The 16,482-nt window shown below is 69.0% G+C and carries 13 protein-coding genes; 8 read left to right on the top strand and 5 right to left on the bottom strand.

What is annotated here, in order from left to right:
• The first annotated feature begins 41 nt into the window (after nucleotides 1–41).
• The 5 genes from AB0J95_RS33460 to AB0J95_RS33440 all read left to right on the top strand — a co-directional run bounded on the left by AB0J95_RS33460 (nucleotide 42) and on the right by AB0J95_RS33440 (nucleotide 7,444).
• Nucleotides 42–959 (top strand): peptidoglycan-binding protein, encoded by a 918-nt coding sequence (locus AB0J95_RS33460; RefSeq protein WP_364766957.1) that lies wholly within the window; start codon nucleotides 42–44, stop codon nucleotides 957–959.
• Between the two features lie 123 nt (nucleotides 960–1,082).
• Nucleotides 1,083–2,039: a winged helix-turn-helix domain-containing protein gene (locus AB0J95_RS33455; RefSeq protein WP_364766954.1), complete on the top strand. Its 957-nt coding sequence runs from the start codon at nucleotides 1,083–1,085 to the stop codon at nucleotides 2,037–2,039.
• 114 nt (nucleotides 2,040–2,153) lie between these two features.
• On the top strand, nucleotides 2,154–4,478 hold the full coding sequence (locus AB0J95_RS33450; protein WP_364766951.1) for a PKD domain-containing protein: 2,325 nt from the start codon (nucleotides 2,154–2,156) through the stop codon (nucleotides 4,476–4,478).
• Between the two features lie 57 nt (nucleotides 4,479–4,535).
• A complete protein-coding gene (locus AB0J95_RS33445; protein ID WP_364766948.1) occupies nucleotides 4,536–5,618 on the top strand; it encodes a MoxR family ATPase in 1,083 nt (360 codons plus the stop codon).
• A complete protein-coding gene (locus tag AB0J95_RS33440; protein WP_364766945.1) occupies nucleotides 5,615–7,444 on the top strand; it encodes a hypothetical protein in 1,830 nt (609 codons plus the stop codon). Before AB0J95_RS33445 ends, AB0J95_RS33440 begins: the two co-directional genes overlap by 4 nt.
• 7 nt (nucleotides 7,445–7,451) lie before the next feature.
• On the opposite strand, the gene AB0J95_RS33435 is transcribed toward AB0J95_RS33440, so the two are convergent.
• The 3 genes from AB0J95_RS33435 to AB0J95_RS33425 all read right to left on the bottom strand — a co-directional run bounded on the left by AB0J95_RS33435 (nucleotide 7,452) and on the right by AB0J95_RS33425 (nucleotide 9,273).
• Nucleotides 7,452–7,712: a hypothetical protein gene (locus AB0J95_RS33435; protein WP_364766942.1), complete on the bottom strand. Its 261-nt coding sequence runs from the start codon at nucleotides 7,710–7,712 to the stop codon at nucleotides 7,452–7,454.
• Nucleotides 7,713–7,840: 128 nt separating this feature from the next.
• Nucleotides 7,841–8,557 (bottom strand): hypothetical protein, encoded by a 717-nt coding sequence (locus tag AB0J95_RS33430; protein WP_364766939.1) that lies wholly within the window; start codon nucleotides 8,555–8,557, stop codon nucleotides 7,841–7,843.
• A 74-nt stretch (nucleotides 8,558–8,631) separates the two neighbouring features.
• Complete coding sequence (locus AB0J95_RS33425; RefSeq protein WP_364766936.1) at nucleotides 8,632–9,273, bottom strand: RNA polymerase sigma factor; 642 nt, start codon at nucleotides 9,271–9,273, stop codon at nucleotides 8,632–8,634.
• 300 nt (nucleotides 9,274–9,573) lie between these two features.
• Between AB0J95_RS33425 and AB0J95_RS33420 the strand changes: the two genes are divergently transcribed.
• Together AB0J95_RS33420 and AB0J95_RS33415 are read left to right on the top strand one after the other, a co-directional pair.
• A complete protein-coding gene (locus tag AB0J95_RS33420) occupies nucleotides 9,574–10,785 on the top strand; it encodes a flavin-dependent oxidoreductase (RefSeq protein ID WP_364766933.1) in 1,212 nt (403 codons plus the stop codon).
• Nucleotides 10,786–10,883: 98 nt separating this feature from the next.
• Nucleotides 10,884–12,692 carry a Xaa-Pro dipeptidyl-peptidase gene (locus AB0J95_RS33415; protein ID WP_364766930.1) on the top strand — a complete coding sequence of 603 codons (1,809 nt, stop codon included), beginning with the start codon at nucleotides 10,884–10,886 and terminating at the stop codon, nucleotides 12,690–12,692.
• A gap of 57 nt (nucleotides 12,693–12,749) precedes the next feature.
• On the opposite strand, the gene AB0J95_RS33410 is transcribed toward AB0J95_RS33415, so the two are convergent.
• Nucleotides 12,750–14,216, bottom strand: a complete 1,467-nt coding sequence (locus AB0J95_RS33410; protein ID WP_364766927.1) for an alpha/beta hydrolase — start codon at nucleotides 14,214–14,216, stop codon at nucleotides 12,750–12,752.
• A 102-nt stretch (nucleotides 14,217–14,318) separates the two neighbouring features.
• Here AB0J95_RS33410 and AB0J95_RS33405 point away from each other — a divergent pair, with 102 nt between their 5' ends.
• Nucleotides 14,319–15,062, top strand: a complete 744-nt coding sequence (locus AB0J95_RS33405; RefSeq protein WP_364766924.1) for an alanyl-tRNA editing protein — start codon at nucleotides 14,319–14,321, stop codon at nucleotides 15,060–15,062.
• Here AB0J95_RS33405 and AB0J95_RS33400 read toward each other — a convergent pair.
• Nucleotides 15,046–16,482 (bottom strand): MFS transporter, encoded by a 1,437-nt coding sequence (locus AB0J95_RS33400; protein WP_364766921.1) that lies wholly within the window; start codon nucleotides 16,480–16,482, stop codon nucleotides 15,046–15,048. The two genes, AB0J95_RS33405 and AB0J95_RS33400, sit on opposite strands and share 17 nt — an antisense overlap.

Below are 16,482 nucleotides of genomic sequence, written 5' to 3'. Positions count from 1 at the left end.
GGTCTCCCCCGGCCAGGGCGGACGCAATACGGTCGCGTCCCATGACACGCTTGACGGCGGTGCTGACCGCCCTCCTGGCCCTGTTCCTGGGCATCACCGGAACGGCGGCCGCGGCCGCCCCACCCGCCTGGCCGCTGGTGGTCGCGGACAGCACCGGCCCCGAGGTGACCTCGGTCCAGTACCTGCTGCGCCAGCAGGGCGCCCAGATCGACGCGGACGGGATCATGGGTCCCAAGACGACCGCCGCGATCAAGGCGTTCCAGTCCTCACACGGCCTGGCAGCCGACGGCCTCGTCGGGCCCCTGACCTGGGCGAAGCTCGTGGTCACGGTCGACACAGGGTCGTCCGGCGAGGCTGTGCGCGGGGCTCAGCACCAGCTCGTCCGGCACGGCTACAGCCTGGCGGCGGACGGCGTGTTCGGCCCGGGCACGACCACCGCGGTCACCGACTTCAAGACCAAGCACGGCCTGGCCGCGACCTCCCAGGTCGACGCCACTACCTGGCAGTGGCTGATCGGCAGCACGCCCACCATCAATGGCTGGTCACTGCCGTTGGCGCACAACGCACTGCCGCGTAGCGAGTACGACGACCCGCACCATGACTACCCCGCCGTCGACCTGCCGGTGGGTACGGGCACGCGTGCCCTTGCCGTCATCTCCGGCACTGCTAGCAGGGTCGACGACGACACGTGTGGCCGCGGCATTGTGATCACGGCCAACGGGGTCCGCTACATCTACTGTCACCTGTCACAGTGGTCGGTCGCGACGGGTACTGCCGTGCAGCCAGGCCAGCTCGTCGGGCTGACGGGTGCGACGGGGCACGTGACCGGTCCGCACCTGCACTTCGGGATCAAGATCAACGGGGTCAGCCACTGCCCACAGAAGTTGCTGCTCGCCCTGTACGACGGCCAGAACCCGCCCGCGCCGAGCAGTTTGCCCACGTCAGGCTGTTTCTACTGACAGTCAATCTTTCACGGTATAGCTCTACAACTTTGGCGGTATTTTTCCCCAAGACCATCCCGGCGAGCCCCCTTGGTGTCCTAGCATCTGCCGCGCAGTGCAGGGGACATAAGGGGGTTCGCTGTGTTGAGAATTCTTTTCACGCCCGATGATCTGGCCCGGACCCGGATCGCGGCGGCACCGCATCCGATGTGGGAGAGCCTGCTCAGCCTGTACCGGCTGCGGCGGCGTCCCGGGGACATCGTCTTCGACGACTGGCGGAGATCGGTGGGCCCGCGCGCCCCTCGTTCGATCCGCCTGCTCACCGACCTGGTGCCGGTCTCCGGGTACGCGGCGGACTTCCTCACCCCGATGGACATGTCGCTCGCCGACGGTCTGGAGTCGTTACGCCGCACGCCGAAACGACGGCTGCGCAAGGATCTCGGTGTCCTCGCCCAGGACCGTCCGCTGCCCTCGTGGACCACTCCCCTGGCCAACGGGGACAGCGCGACCGTGGTCCGGCTCAGCAACGCCGTCGAGCAGTACTTCACGGCGTGCCTGGCGCCGTTCTGGCGGCACATCCGCGGCCAGGTCGAGCACGAGCGGGCCCGTCAGGCCGCGTTGATGGCCGACGGCGGCTGCGAAACCATGCTGGAACAGCTGCATCCCACCGCGCGATGGCGATATCCCGTGCTGGAGCTGGGATATCCGGTCGACCATGAGCTCCGGTTGAACGGCCGCGGCCTGCGGCTGGTGCCGTCGTTCTTCTGCCAAGGGTTGCCCACGACGTTTTACGACAGCGACTTCGAGCCTGCCCTGGTGTACCCGATCCGCCACACGATCGGCTGGTCCACCCGGGACGGCCGCCCACTGGCCTCGCTGCTCGGCCGCACCAGGGCCAAAGTCCTGGCGGCGATCAGCGAAAGCCCTTGCACCACCAGCGAAGTCGCGCGCCGCACGGCCACCACCCTGTCCACCGCGAGCCAGCAGGCCTCCGCGTTGCGCGCCGCCGGCCTGGTCACCAGCCGCCAGAACGGACAGTCCATGTTGCACTCGATCACCTCGCTCGGCCTCGCCCTGGTGGCCGGAACGCCGCTCTGACCTGCCCGAAGGGGTCGCCCGTTAGGCCGAATGCGCGAGCGTCGGCTAGAGTGGCCGGCAACGTGGGGCTGGGGGCCTCGGCGTGGGAATGCGCCATCCGGAAACGGGACAGACGTGTCAGGTCGCTGGCGTGCGCGCGGAAAATGGGTACCCATCGGATCGGTCGCCGTCGCGGGCGCGCTGGTCGCCGGGATCGTGCTCGCCGGGCGCGGCGAACCGGTCCACGACGTGCGGCTGATGTCCGGGGCGGCGTGGCTGCCGTCGTCCAAAGTGGGCCAGGTGACGCTGCTGGACGGCAGTACCGCCGAGGTCGCCGCGCAGGTCCAGGTGGCCTCCGCGGGCACCAGCCTCGATGTTGCCCAGCAGGGGTCGACGGCGTACGCGATCGACCAGTCCGCGGGCTTGGTCCGGCGGGTCGACGGGGCCACGTTCGACACCGGCCCGCCGACCGAACCCATCCCGGACACCAAGTCCGGGCTCACGGTCATCCCCGGCCCGGGCGTGTTGTACGTCCTGGACAGCAAGCGCGGGGTGCTGGCGACCACCGATCCGAAGACCCTGACCCGGCGCGGCGACCTGATCACGCTCGCCAGCGAGATGCCGTCCGGATCGGCCACTGTGGACAATAAGGGTCAATTGTGGACGGTTGACGCCAAGACCGGTGACCTCTCGCACGTCACCGACGGCCAGCCGATCCGCCGTCCCGGGGTGGCCCAGCCCGGGCAGAGCGTTGTGGTCATCTCGGACGGCACGCCGGTGGTCGCGGACCTCACCGGGCGCAAGCTGATCCCGGTCGACCCGCTCACCGCACGCCCGGGCACCCCGATCACGCTGGACCTGCGGTCGTCCGACACCGTGCAGGTCTCCGGGTCCGCGCATTCGGATCGGTCGTACCTGATGGTGAGCCGGGGTGTGCTCACCATTTGTGCTTTGTCCGCAGGCAAATGCGACACCACGATCCCGTTGACCTCGGGCAACGAGTACGGACCAGCGGTCGAGGCGGCCGGGCGCGTGTTCGTGCCGGACTACACCACCGGCGAGGTGTTGATCATCGACCCGGTTGCCGCCCGGGTGCTCGCCAAGTCGGCGGTGCTGACGCCGTCGACGCGGTTCCAGCTGCTCGCGCGGGACAGCGTGGTGTTCTACAACGACACGCAGTCCGAGCGGGCCGGGGTCGTGCACCTCGACGGCAGCGTGCTCAAGGCGGACAAGTACAACCCGAAGGACCCGCAGAGCGGCCTCAGCGGCTCGCAGCACAGCTCGGCACAGACGCCCTCCGCGGTGCCGTCCGGCGTCCCGGCTCAGGGCACAGTACCGAACCAGCCCGGTAACCAACCGACCGACGTGCCCGTCGTGAACACCTCCCGGCCGCCCCCGCAGCCGGGCCGCCCCACACCTCCGCCACCACCCCCGCCTCCTGGGCAGCCGGGCCCGAACACGCCCCAGCCGCCGGAGAAACCGGACCTGGAGATCACCGTCTCCAAGGCGACCCCGGTCGAGAACGAACCCGTGACGTTGACCGTGCACGACAAGAAAGGCGGCACGATCGAGGACGTCAAGTGGTCGTTCGGCGACGGCGGCGAGGCCACCGCGGTCACCACGACGCACCAGTGGGCCAAGGCCCAGGCGACGCCGTACCTGGTGTCGGTGAACGTCAGGATGCGGGACAACCCGGACACTTTCCCGTCCTCGGTGAACATCACCGTGTCCGAGGAGCCGAAAGTCCGCCTCACGGTGGAGATCACGGCCGCCGGAGGTTCGGTCGCCGGGGGCGGGCTGGCCTGCCCTGGGCCGTGTTTCGTTGACGTCAAACCGAATACGCAGGTGGAGTTGAAGGCCACGCCGGACGGCGACCACCTGCTGGGCACCTGGGGCGGTGCCTGCGGCGGCACCAGCGGCACATGCGACGTGACCTTGAAGGCCAACGAGCCGCAGAAGGCCACCTATGCCTTCAAGGAGAAGCCACCGGAGACCTGGCCCCTGGACATCACCCCGCCCGACGGCGGCTCGATCGCGGTGGACGGCAAGGGAACCTGCCCGGCCGCATGTCATTTCGAGATCGTCAAAGGACTGGCGGTGGGCCTCACCGCCCGTGACGGCAGCCGGAACTTCGCCGAGTGGACCTCCGGCTGCTCGGGCACCGATCCCCGGTGTGCCTCCCTCGTCATGAACGGCCCGAAGACCGTGACCGCGAGATACATCGCCAAGCCGTGGCTCAACTCCCTGTCCTGCAACCCGGTCGGCGGTGGCAGCTTCCAGTGCACCGCCGACGCCGGTCCCCCCGAGTACTACGACAGCATCCGGTGGGTGATCGACGGGATCGGGCGGGTCCACCCGAGCCCGACCTTCAAGACCAACTGCTCCGGCAGGGACTTCGACGTCACCTTCTCCCTGGTGCAGGGCATGTCGAAAACAACGACTGTGCACAACTGCACGTAATTCGGGTGCACGGGATCTTCTTGTGCGGGACCATTCCCGGCACGGGCGTCGGCCGGGATGTCCTACCACGAGGAGGTCCTGTTGCACGCCAACGTCACTGTCACGCCCGCGCGGCTCGCTGAGGTTCTGCTCAACGTCGCCGTGGTGCGGCCGGTGTTCCTGTGGGGTGCGCCCGGGATCGGCAAGTCCTCGATGGTGCGGCAGTTCGCCGACTCGCTCGGCCTGGACTGCGTGTCGCTGCTGGGCACCCAGCTCGCGCCCGAGGACCTGATCGGTGTGCCGCAAATCGTCGACGGCCGCAGCAGGTTCTGCCCGCCCGAGGCGATCGCCCGGGACACGCCTTATGTCCTGTTCCTGGACGAGCTGAACGCGGCCTCGCCGGACGTGCAGAAGGCGTTCTACTCCTTGATCCTGGACCGCCGGATCGGCTCGTACGAGCTGCCCGCCGGGTCGGTCGTGATCGGGGCGGGCAACCGGGCCACCGACCAGGCGCTGGCCCGGCCGATGGCGTCCGCGCTGGTGAACCGGCTCGTGCACGTCCACCTGCGGGCGTCGGCGAGTGACTGGCTGGCGTGGGCGGCGAACAACGGCATCCACTCGTGGGTGCTGGACTACCTGGCGCAGCGGCCGGACCACCTGTGGAGCGCGCCGCCGAAGACCGAGGAGCCGTTCTCCTCGCCGCGGTCCTGGCACATGCTCTCGGATGTCCTGCACTCGTACGGGGATGACATCGACGACGACACGATCTCGTTGGTGGCGTACGGAACGCTGACGCCCAAGCACGCGGGTGCGTTCCGCGCCTATCTGAAGGTCGCGCGGCACGCGTTCGACCTGGAGGCGATCGTGAAAGGGGACGCGCGCTGGCCGGCCGACCCCAAGGACCGCGACCTGCTGTACTACCTGGCCGAGACCTTCCGTGTCCGGCTGGCCCGGGACCTGCCCGCCGAGCGGCGCCAGGCCTCCCCGGCGGCCAAGCAGTTCGCCTTCCGCGCCAAGGCCTTGCTGATCGAGCTGGCCGAGATCTCGCTGGAGATCGCGCAACTGGTGATCGCCGAGGATGAAGTCACGCTGCCGTCGTGGTTCCTGGTCGAGGCGGCGCGGGACATGCCGCGGCTGGTCGCCATCCGGGCGGGGTCATGAGCAAGGCCGACGCCCAGCGCCGGGACCGTCGGCAGAAGGCGATCGCGGCGGGCTGGGACGTGGTGTCGGAGAACCTGGCGTTGAACCCGTTGGCCCGGACCGCGTTCATCCACTGGGGCAACAGCCTGCACGAGGCCGACGGCTGGGCGGTGGTCGACCAGCACGGCTGCGTCACGGTGAACCCGGAGCGCGACGGCGAGCCCATCGAGTGGGCGTGGGTGTTCGCGCACCTGTTGCTGCACTTGGGTCTCGGTCATCTGGACGACCGCGAGGTCATCGATCCCGCTTATGCCACGGCGTGTTGTGTCGCCGTGCACCGGTTCGCCGAGGCGGTCCGGATCGGCCGGGCGCCGTTCCTGGTGCCCGCGTTGCCCGGTGGCGAGGAGCAGTCGCTGGCCGAACGCTGGCGGCTCACCGGCATCCCGGCCGACCTCGCGGACATCGGCAGCGCGCAGATGTGCATCCGGCTCGCCCCCGAGGAGGAGGCGTGCCAGCCACTGAGCGAGTCGTGGACCTCGCGGTTCGCCCGCGGGCTGACCTATGCCGCTTCGGACGCGATGACCAAGGCGGCCGAGGCACGCGGCCAGACCACGCACCAGCGCCGCCGAGCCGAATGGGACCACGCGATGTCGTGGTTCGTCTCGTCGTACCCGTTGCTTGGCGCGATGGCGGCCGGGTTCACCCTGGTGCCGGACCAGGAGATCGCGCGGGCGTGGGACATCTCGATCGCCGCGGTCAGCCCGGACCACGGCGAGATCTACATCAACCCGCACGCCGGACTGTCCACTGAGGAGTGGCGGTTCGTGCTGGCGCACGAGATGCTGCACGCCGCCCTGCGGCACGACCGCCGTGCCGACGGCCGCGACCCCTACCTGTGGAACGTGGCCTGTGACTACGTGATCAACGGCTGGCTGGTGGTGATGGCGGTCGGGCACATCCCGGAAAGCAGCCTGTACGACCAGAAACTGACCGGTCTGTCGGCGGAGTCGGTGTACGACACACTCACCACCGACCTGCGCCGGGCCCGCAAGCTGCGGACGCTCGGCAGCCGCAGCGCCGGTGACGTTCTCGGCGACTGGCTGTCCGAACCCGAGGCCGCGCGGCGGCGGTCGTCCCGGCGGGTGGCGTTGCCCTGGGAGATCGGCGATCGGGCCCGGCTGGTGGACCTGGACGAGTTCTACCGCCGGTCACTGACCCAGGGCCTGGAGTACCACCGCTCGGCGGAGCGTGGGGATGTCCCGCTGGGGCTCGAGGAGGAGATCCGCGCCCTGGACCACCCACCCCTGCCGTGGGATGCCCAGTTGGCGCAATGGTTCGACGAGCACGTCCGCGCAGCCGAACCGCGGCGCGGCTATGCCCGCGCCTCCCGCCGTCAAGCCGCCAGCCCGGACATCCCCCGCCCCGGCCGGCTTCGTCCCGAGGAGCTGACGAAGCGGCCGACCTTCGGGGTCGTGCTGGACACATCCGGGTCGATGGACACCAACCTGCTGGGCAAAGCCCTTGGTGCCATCGCCTCCTACGCCTCCGCCCGGGATGTGCCCGCCGCCCGGGTCGTGTTCTGCGACGCCGTCGCCTATGACGCCGGTTACCTTGCCGTGGACCAGATCGCGGGCACTGTCAAGGTTCGCGGCCGCGGTGGCACCATGCTCCAGCCTGGAGTCACGTTGCTGGAACGGGCCGCCGACTTCCCCGCCGACGGTCCGATCCTGGTGATCACCGATGCCGAGTGCGATGTTGTCCGCGTCCGTCGCGAACACGCCTTCCTGGTCCCCGCCGGGGCCAGGCTCCCGTTCACCCCGAAGGGCCCGGTCTTCCGGGTCCGGTGACACCCGCTCAGTCCCGCACCGACTCCTCGGGCGGGGACTGACGGGGGCGGATGTGCCCCAGCAGCAGGGAGACATCCACCTCCTCGCCCGCCTCGATCTCGGCCTTGAACACCTTGAGGAACCGGGCGACCGGGGTGAGGTCGGCGATCTCGCGCTCGCAGTGCGGGCAGGAGCCGGCGTGCCGCCGGTACTCCTCGAGTTCGCTGGGGTGCAACACGCCGAGCAGGTAGCTGCCTGCGGTCACGGAGTGCGGGCAGGTGACCGTCATCGCATCTCCCTCGCCGTGTCTACATCGGACGGTTAAGGGGGGCGAACGGCGGTGGGGGGTGACCGCCGCTCGCCCACGGGTACCGGCCCTGTGTGGACAGTGGGGAGGCCGGCGCCCTGCTCGTGGGGTCAATGGCCGGGTTTCTTCTCGTTGCCTTGCGGCTGCTGCGAGTTCGGCCCGTTGCCATTGCCAGTGTGGGTTGTGGTTTCGCTCTTCTTCTGCTGACCGCGGTTGTCCGGCGGTCCGGGTGCGTTGTCCTTGGCGGACCCGTTGCCCTTGCCCTGTTCATCGCTCGCGGGCGCGTTTTGTTTCTTGGTGGCGAGCAGGTTTTCACAAAACGCCGGAACTTGCTCTTTGCCGCCCGCCGCGGCGATCAACGCACCGAACGCCGGGTTGTCCAAGGCATTCCCGTGCTCGGCCTTGTTTCCGGTAAGTGCCGCTGTGCACAAGCCTTCCAAAGAGGGCGACGGCGTGTTCTTGTCATCGTCCTTCTTGGGCGGCTGCGCCTCACCCGATTCGCCGCCCCGCTTTCCGCCCGAACGGGCTTGCGACGAACCTTGGGTCGTGGTGGCCGACGTGGTGGCCACCACGGGCTTGGAATCCTCCTGCTGACCGGGCAGGTTCCCGGACACGGCGGCGACGGCGACACCACCGGCGGTCAAGATCACGGCGGCTGCCGCCGCGATCTTGACCGTCAGCGCTCCTGCGAACCTACGCACCGGCTCTGTCTGGGCTGGAACGTCGTCAGCGAGACGAGCGGACCGGAACGCCGCCACGGCCGCCTGTTCACCGGCCAGTTCGCTCTCCCGACCCGCGGCCGCCGCCGCGGCGAGCACCTCGGCCAACGGCCCATCGACCGGTGCACCCGAGAGCATTCTCTCCGCGGTGCGCCGGCCCAGTCGACGGGAACGGTGCGCGCTCATCTCATGTCCTTCAGCGCCGAGGGCCGCAAAAGTGTCACACCCTCCTGTTTCAGCAGCTCAGCGAGCTTGCGCAGGCCGCGGTGGGCGGCCGTGCGGACCGCGCCGGGCCGCTTGCCGAGCACTTGCGCGGCGCCTTTCGCGTCCAGCCCGACCACCACCCGCAACAGGACCGCCTCGGCCTGGTCGCGGGGCAGTTTCGCGATCAGCGCCAGCGCCCCGTCGGTGCTCATGGCGTCCACAACGGACTGCTCGGTGTCGCAAGACCCTGGCCGTTCGGCCAGTTCCTCGAACGGCCCGTCGGTGACCGGCTGCCTGCGCAAGTGGCGCAAGTGATCCATCGCACGGTTACGCGCGATCGTGGTCACCCAGCCACGGAAACCGTCCAGCTCACCACGGAACGAAGTCAGGTCGCGGGCCACCTGCAGCCACGCCTCGGACGCCACGTCCTCGGCGTCCGCGCCGGTTATCACCCGCAGATAGCGCAGCAGGCCGGGCTGGATCGCCCGGTAGAGCAGCCGGAACGCATGCTCGTCGCCGTTGCTGGCGCGGCGCAGCGCGACCGCCAGCGCGTCCGGTGGTGAGTCCGCTGTGGACATCACGCGTGTGGCGTCGTCTCCGAACGCGGCCGCACTGTGCACGCGCGACATCTTGAGCCATCGCCCGCCGTTCTCCAAGCCCGGGGACCAAAACACGTCGCCCCGCGAATACCGTGCCACGCGACCGGATCGTCACCGAGCGTGCGGAAACCCATGCCAGCCAGGTGTTTTACCGCGCTGTTGCGCATGCCGCGACCTCGCCTGGCGGTAGAAATGCCTACGTTCCACCACTATCTCCGTCGCCCAGGGGCGATCTTCGACATCAGTCGATGGCCGTGCGGTCCGTGACGGCTCGTTGGCACACAGTCGCCGGGGAACGCGTGGATAACTAACCTGGGGGCTATGAGGGTCACCATTGTCGGATCGGGAATCGGCGGCCTGGCCACGGCGCTTCGGCTGCATCACGTGGGAATCGAGTGCGAGGTGCACGAACAGAGCGAACGTGTTCGTGAACTGGGGGTGGGGGTCAACGCGTTGCCGCACGCGGTCGCGGAGCTGGCCGAGCTGGGGTTGCTGGAGCGGCTGGACGAGGTCGCGGTGCGGACCAGGGAACTGATCTACACGCACCGGCTGGGGCACGAGATCATGCGCCGCCCATGCGGGCTGGATGCGGGGTTCGAGGTCCCGCAGTTCAGCATCCACCGCGGCCGGTTGCAGGGCGTGCTGTTGCGTGCGGTCCGGGAGCGGCTGGGCGAGGACGCGGTGCGAACCGGGCACCGGCTCACCGGGTTCGACCAGGACGCCGGGGAGGTCCGCGCGCACTTCGCCAACGGGGCGACGGTCGCGAGCGACGTTCTGGTCGCCGCGGACGGGATCCACTCGACGGTCCGCCGGATCCTTTTCCCGGACGAGGGGCCGCCGCGGTGGAACGGCGTGATCATGTGGCGGGGCGCGGCCGACTGGCCGGTGTACGCCGACGGCCGGACGATGATCATCGCCGGGGGCACCGCGGCGAAACTGGTCATCTACCCCATCGCACCTGGGCGGACGCCGGAGACGCGACTGACCAACTGGGCCATCTGCCGGGTCACCGGCACGCCCGGCGACCCGCCGCCGGAGCGCCAGGACTGGTCCCAGCACGCCAACCCGGCGGACCTCGAGGAGCAGGCCGGGCAGTTCCGCACCTCGATGGTCGACCACGCCGGCCTGGTCGAGGCCACCGAGGACTGCTACGAGCTGCCGATGTGCGACCGGGATCCGTTGCCGTACTGGACTTGCGGCCGGGTCACGCTGCTCGGCGACGCCGCCCACCCGATGTACCCGATGGGGTCCAACGGCGCCGGGCAGGCGATCCTGGACGCCACCTCGCTGAGCGGGAACCTTGCCGCGCATGATGATCCTACGGTTGCGCTGCAGGCGTACCAGGACGAGCGTCTCACGGCGACGGCGGACCTCGTGCTGCGCAACCGGCGCGGTGGTCCGGAAGCGGTCATCGACGAAGTGGAACGCCGTGCCCCCAACGGTTTCGACCGTCTCGCGGACGTCATCGACCCGGCCGAGCTGGCCGCGATCGTCGCCTCCTACACCCAGGCCTCCCAGCTCAAGCGTCCATAGTGGACTCCAGATCGATCCATAGTTCAGTGAAAAAACTGTGAATACCTTGGGCCGTTCGGCTGTGCCGCTTGATCGAAGCCGTTGGTTGTCTGCGAGTTATGCGACGACTACGGATCGTCGTCACTGCTGCCCTCTGCACAGCAGTGGCCACGATGGGAACACCAGTATCCGCGGCACCCCTGCCCGTCGACGAGACCCAGCCGATCTACTCCTACGACGACGCGGTGCGCGAGGACGTGTTCGTCGAGGCGCCGATGGACAGTGACAAAGACGGTGCCAACGACCGGATCGCGATCCAGATCATCCGGCCAAGGGAGACCAACACCGGCCTGAAGACGCCGGTGATCATGGAACCCAGCCCGTACTACCGCGCGCCGTTGGTGGCCGGCGGGGATCCGCAGCTGCCAGTGGGTTTCTTCGGCTGGTACGACGAGTACTTCGTACCGCGTGGGTACACGGTGATCGAGGCCGAGATGCAGGGCACCAGCCGGTCCGAAGGCTGCCCCACCACCGGTGACGCCGAGGACACGCTGTCCATCAAGGCAGTGGTCGACTGGCTGAACGGGCGAGCGAAGGCCAAGTACGCCAACGGTTCCGAGGCCGTCGCGAAGTGGAGTACCGGCGCGGTGGGGCTGATCGGTGTCTCGTACAACGGGACATTGCCCAACGCGGTCGCCGCGACCGGCGTCGAGGGTCTCAAGACGATCGTGCCCATCGCCGCGATCTCGAGCTGGTACGACTACACGCATGACGCCGGTATCGGCTACCAGGGTGCCTGGGGCAACAGGTATCCGGAGTACCTGGCGAACTACGTGGCCAGTGCCAGAGCGAAACAGAAGTGCACCGCGTTCATCAAGTCCTTGGGCGACAACGCGGGCGACGACACCTGGGACTACACCCCGTTCTGGGCCGAACGCGACTACCGGCCGGACGCGAGCAAGGTGAAGGCGTCGGTGTTCCTGGTGCACGGCATGGAGGACTGGAACGTCAAGCTGCGCAACGGGGTCGCCTGGTGGGACGAGCTCGCGCGCTACAACGTGCCGCGCAAGATCTGGCTGCACCGCGGCGGTCACGCCGACCCGGTCGGCGAGCGCCCGGACGAGTGGCAGCGCCAGCTGCACCGCTGGATGGACCACTGGTTGTTCGGTCTGGACAACGGGATCATGAAGGAGCCGATGGCCGACATCGAGCGCCCCAAGGGAACCTGGGACACGCACAACAGCTGGCCGGATGACGGCGCCCAGCAGGTCCACCTGAACTTCGGCCCGGCCGCGCCAGGTGTCGCTGGGAGCCTGCAGGCGTTGGCCTCCGAAGGCACGCAGTCGTTCGCGGACAACCAGACGCAGGCCGAGAGCGCGGCGATGGCCGACTTCGGCAGCGCCAAGCCGAACCGGCTGGTCTACGTGACCGAACCGGTCGTCAGGGACACCCGGATGTCCGGCACGCCCAAGGTGAACGTCACCGTGCAGGCGGACACCACGAGCGCCCCGCTGACCGCGTTGCTCGTCGACTACGGTCCGGGCCAGGCGTTCAGCGTCCCGGACTTCACGCCGATCGAGCTGATGACCCAGAAGTGCGACCTGGTGGACATCCAGCGCCGCACCGGGTGCGCGGAGCAGCACACCTCGCGGGTCGTGGCGGTCAGCGCGCAGGTGATCACCCGCGGCTCGATCGACCTGAAGAACCACGCGTCGGCCACCACCGGCACCCCGCTGGTCCCCGGCCAGGACGTCCAGGCGTCGTGGCCGTTGCACGGCAAGGACTACATCGTCCCGGCCGGCCACCGGATCGGCCTCGTGCTGATGGCCAACGACCGCAGCTACATCTCGGTCGACCCCGCCGCGAGGAACCTCCAGGTCACCCTCACCGGCAGCAGCCTCGACATCCCCTTGGCCGGCGGCCTCTAGAAAGCCTCCCTCGTGAGTGGTTGTACTGGTTCCAACCAGCACAACCACTCACGAGGGCTACCGGGCTCGGTCCATGGTCCTGGCGGAGATCGTTGGCTGCGTTGGGAATTCGGGCGCGCAGTGGGTTCCGGGAGCGGGCAGCCCGCGGTCGATCAGGTAGCTCTCGATCTTTCCTTTGGCGCACTTGCTGTTGCGGAACTGGCCGTGTCCCACGCCGTCGTACTGCAGCAGGACCGAGTTGCGGATCTGCTGGGACACGGCGAAGTTCCAGTCCCGCGGGGTGGCGACGTCGTACTTGCCTTTGACCACAAGGATGGTCGGCGCGCCGTGGACATCAAGACGGTGCTGCGGATTGGACGCCGGGAACGGCCAGCCGAGGCATGAGGTGACGTCGCTCCAGAACGGGGAAATCCTGGTGTGCGGGTAGATCCGGGCCAGCGTGCGGCGATACCGGTCCAGCTCGGCGAACCCATCGACCTGCCACGACCAGTCCGAGCACCAAATGGCGGGATAGGAGTTGTCCGTGGTCTCCTCGGCAGCCGTGGCGGTCAGTCCAGCGCCCTTCAACGCGTTCAGCCGGTCGGCGAGGGCGAACCAGTCCTCCGGGGCGTACATGTCGCCGAACATCTCCTGGCGCAAGGACTCGGCGCCCACCGGCTGCCCGGTTGACGGGTCGGTCAGGGTGCCCTTCTCGGCGCGCGCGTGCAGGTCGTCCCAGAGCGCGACCACGTCCTGGCCGTGCAGGCCGCAGGCAGGGGTTCGGTCGCACCAGCCGGCGAAGGTCAGGAACGAGCCTTCCAGGTCCTCGGTCGTGGTCCGCATGTACTCGAACGCGGAGGTGATGCTGTGGTCCATGTTCGAGTCGATGGCCATCGCGCGGATCCGGTTCGGGAACAGCTCGGCGTACTGCTGGCCGACCTGGGTTCCGTACGAGATGGCGAAGAAGCTGATCCGCCGCTCGCCCAGCGCCGCACGGACCGCGTCCACATCCCTTGCCGCGCTTGTGGTGTCGACGTGGTCGAAGAGCGGACCCGTGTGGGCACGGCAGTCCTTGGCCAGGCGGGCGTTGAAGTCCTTGAGCGCCTGGTATTCCGCCTCGGACGCCGGGAACGTGAGCGGCGTCTGATAGACGATTTCCTTGCTGCACATCACCGGGTGGCTCTTGCCGACACCCCGAGGATCGAGGCTGACGATGTCGAACCGTTGCCGCAGCGGGCTGTCGTCCGGGATGCCGCGGCCGGTGATGTACCGCTCGAGGCCTGATGAGCCCGGCCCACCGGGATGCACGACCAGGACGCCGATCCGGTGCGCCGGGTCCAGCGCGGGCAGCCGCCCGATCGCCAGGTCGAACTTCGCACCACCGGGATCGGCCCAGTCGATGGGAACGGGGATGCTCGCGCACTGCCCCTTGAACTCGGTCCCGCACTCCTGCCAGCCGATTCCGGTCGCCGCGGACGCGTTCAGCGACGGGACGATCGCTGTGAGTAACCCGGCCAGCGCAACCGTGACCCACCGTTTCCTCATGAAAACCCCCATTTTCGAGTTCGGTGCCCGGACTCTAGCGGGGCTCGATCATGCGGCGCAGCCGCTTGGCGAACGAAAACCGGCTTTGGGATAGGTTGTGCTATGGGCATTGGGCATCACGGGCGGACCTACCGGCTCGATTGGGCGGATCCGACGGTCCGCGAGTGGGAGTGCACGGTCCTGTTCTCGGATCCGGCGGATCCGGAGGCGGGCATCGTGCTGGACCGGTCCGCGTTCTACCCGGGCGGCGGCGGGCAGCCGCCGGACCACGGCGTGTTGTTGTGGGCTGGCGTGACCACCCGCATCGCGGGTACGCGCAAGGGCGACGACCTGTTCCTGCTGCCGGAGCCCGGTGATCCGGTTCCCCCGGCGGGCACAGTGGTGCAGGGCGCGCTCGACGACGCCAGGCGGTCCAGCCTGATGCGCACGCACTCCGGGCTGCATGTGTTGTGCGGCACGGTGTTCCGGGACTTCGGCGCGCTGGTCACCGGCGGCAACATGGAACCTGGCGAGGCGCGGATGGACTTCAACCTGCCCGAGCTGCCGCCCGGGTTCAAGCAGACCATCGAGGACGCGGTGAACAAGGAGATCGCGGCCGACCGGCGGATCGACGTCCGGTTCATGGACCGCGAGGCCGCCCTCGCCAACCCCGAACTGGTCAAGACCATGGGCGTCACCCCGCCGGACGAACCCGAGCTGCGCATCGTCGACATCGTCGGGCTCGACGTGCAGGCGGACGGCGGCACGCACGTGGCGTCCACCGCGCAGATCGGCCGGATCCAGGTGACCAAGGTGGAGAACAAGGGCCGGCAGAACCGCCGGGTCCGGGTCAGGATCCTCGACTGAAGTCCTTGCCGCGGATCAACGCCAGCGCGAGCACCCCGCCGACGACGGCGAGCACGCCGCTGACGATCAGCAAGTCGTTGAAGGACAAGGCGAATCCCTCGCGGACGCTGGGGTCGGGCGCCCGTCCCGGCTGACCCCGGCGCACCGCGTCCGCGACCGGGCCGCTCAGGTTCGCCCGCAGCGACGCGGTGAAGATCGAGCCGTACATGGCGATCCCGACCGCGATGCCGATCTGCCGGAAGGTCTGGTTCATCCCGGAGGCCATCCCGGACCGGTGCGGCGGCACCACACCGACCGCGGTGGACGCCAGCGGCGGGTTCACCATGCCGCTGCCGACCCCGGCAACCAGGAACCCCGGTATCAAATGGGTCCAGTCCGATGAACCGTCCACACCGGACATCAGCAGCAGCCCGGCGCCGACCAGGACCAGGCCCGGCCCGATCAGCAACCGCACCGGCACCTGGCTGGACAACCGGCCCGCGACGGTCGCCGCCACGATCGTGCCCGCGGACACGACGAGCACCCGCAGTCCGGTCTGCAGCGCGCTGTAGCCGAGGTTCTCCTGCAGGTACAGCACGATGTAGAGGAACATCGCGAACAGGGAGGCGTTCATCGCGAACGCGGCGATCGACCCGCCGAGGAACGTCCTGGTCCGCAGCAGCGAGAAGTCGACCAGCGGATCGTCCACTCTGGACTCGATCACCACGAACGCGACCAGCAGGACAGCGGCGAGCACGAAGCAGATGATCACCAGCCGCTCGCCCCAGGTCGTCTCGCTGGCCCGGATCAGCCCGTACACCAGGCTGAACAGCCCGGCGGTCAACGTGACCGTGCCCAGCCAGTCGACCCTTCCCGCATGCGGCACCCTGGCCTCGTCCACCTGGCGCAGGGCGATCACGATGGCGGCGATGCCGATCGGCAGGTTCACCAGGAAGATCGCGCGCCAGCTGATCTCGGTGGTGAGCACGCCGCCGAGCAGCGGGCCGAGCGCGGTGGCCACCCCGGACACCGCGCCCCACACGCCGAACGCCACACCTCTTTGCCTGCCTTGGAAAGCGCCCGCGAGCAGGGCCAGCGAGGTGGCGAACAGGATGGCGCCGCCCGCGCCCTGCACCGCCCGCGAGGCGATCAGCATCCCCGGGCCGGCCGCGACCCCGCAGAGCAGCGAGCCGCCGGTGAAGATCGCCAGCCCGAGGGTGAACACCCGCCGCCGCCCGTACCGGTCCGCGAGCGAACCGGAGACCAGCAGCAGGGCAGCCAAAGTGAGCGCGTAGGCGTCCGTCATCCATTGCAGGTCAGCGAAGTCGGCCCGCAGGCTGCGTTGGATCTCCGGCAGCGCAACGACAACGATGGTCACGTCGAGCAGCAACATGAACGTCGCCGCGCTGACCACCAGCAACGTCCACCACTGGCGGGCCAC

The sequence above is a fragment of the Actinocrispum sp. NPDC049592 genome (assembly GCF_040675465.1).
Taxonomy (GTDB): domain Bacteria; phylum Actinomycetota; class Actinomycetes; order Mycobacteriales; family Pseudonocardiaceae; genus Kibdelosporangium.
The sequence above is the reverse complement of the archived record's forward strand: the minus strand, read 5'-3'. Positions and strand labels throughout refer to the sequence as shown.

Excerpts from the sequence above, each read along its gene's own strand:
- AB0J95_RS33435 (WP_364766942.1), bottom strand. The coding sequence starts at position 7,712 with ATGACGGTCACCTGCCCGCACTCCGTGACCGCAGGCAGCTACCTGCTC.
- AB0J95_RS33445 (WP_364766948.1), top strand. The coding sequence starts at position 4,536 with ATGTCCTACCACGAGGAGGTCCTGTTGCACGCCAACGTCACTGTCACG.
- AB0J95_RS33440 (WP_364766945.1), top strand. The coding sequence starts at position 5,615 with ATGAGCAAGGCCGACGCCCAGCGCCGGGACCGTCGGCAGAAGGCGATC.
- AB0J95_RS33460 (WP_364766957.1), top strand. The coding sequence starts at position 42 with ATGACACGCTTGACGGCGGTGCTGACCGCCCTCCTGGCCCTGTTCCTG.
- AB0J95_RS33415 (WP_364766930.1), top strand. The coding sequence starts at position 10,884 with ATGCGACGACTACGGATCGTCGTCACTGCTGCCCTCTGCACAGCAGTG.
- AB0J95_RS33410 (WP_364766927.1), bottom strand. The coding sequence starts at position 14,216 with ATGAGGAAACGGTGGGTCACGGTTGCGCTGGCCGGGTTACTCACAGCG.
- AB0J95_RS33420 (WP_364766933.1), top strand. The coding sequence starts at position 9,574 with ATGAGGGTCACCATTGTCGGATCGGGAATCGGCGGCCTGGCCACGGCG.
- AB0J95_RS33405 (WP_364766924.1), top strand. The coding sequence starts at position 14,319 with ATGGGCATTGGGCATCACGGGCGGACCTACCGGCTCGATTGGGCGGAT.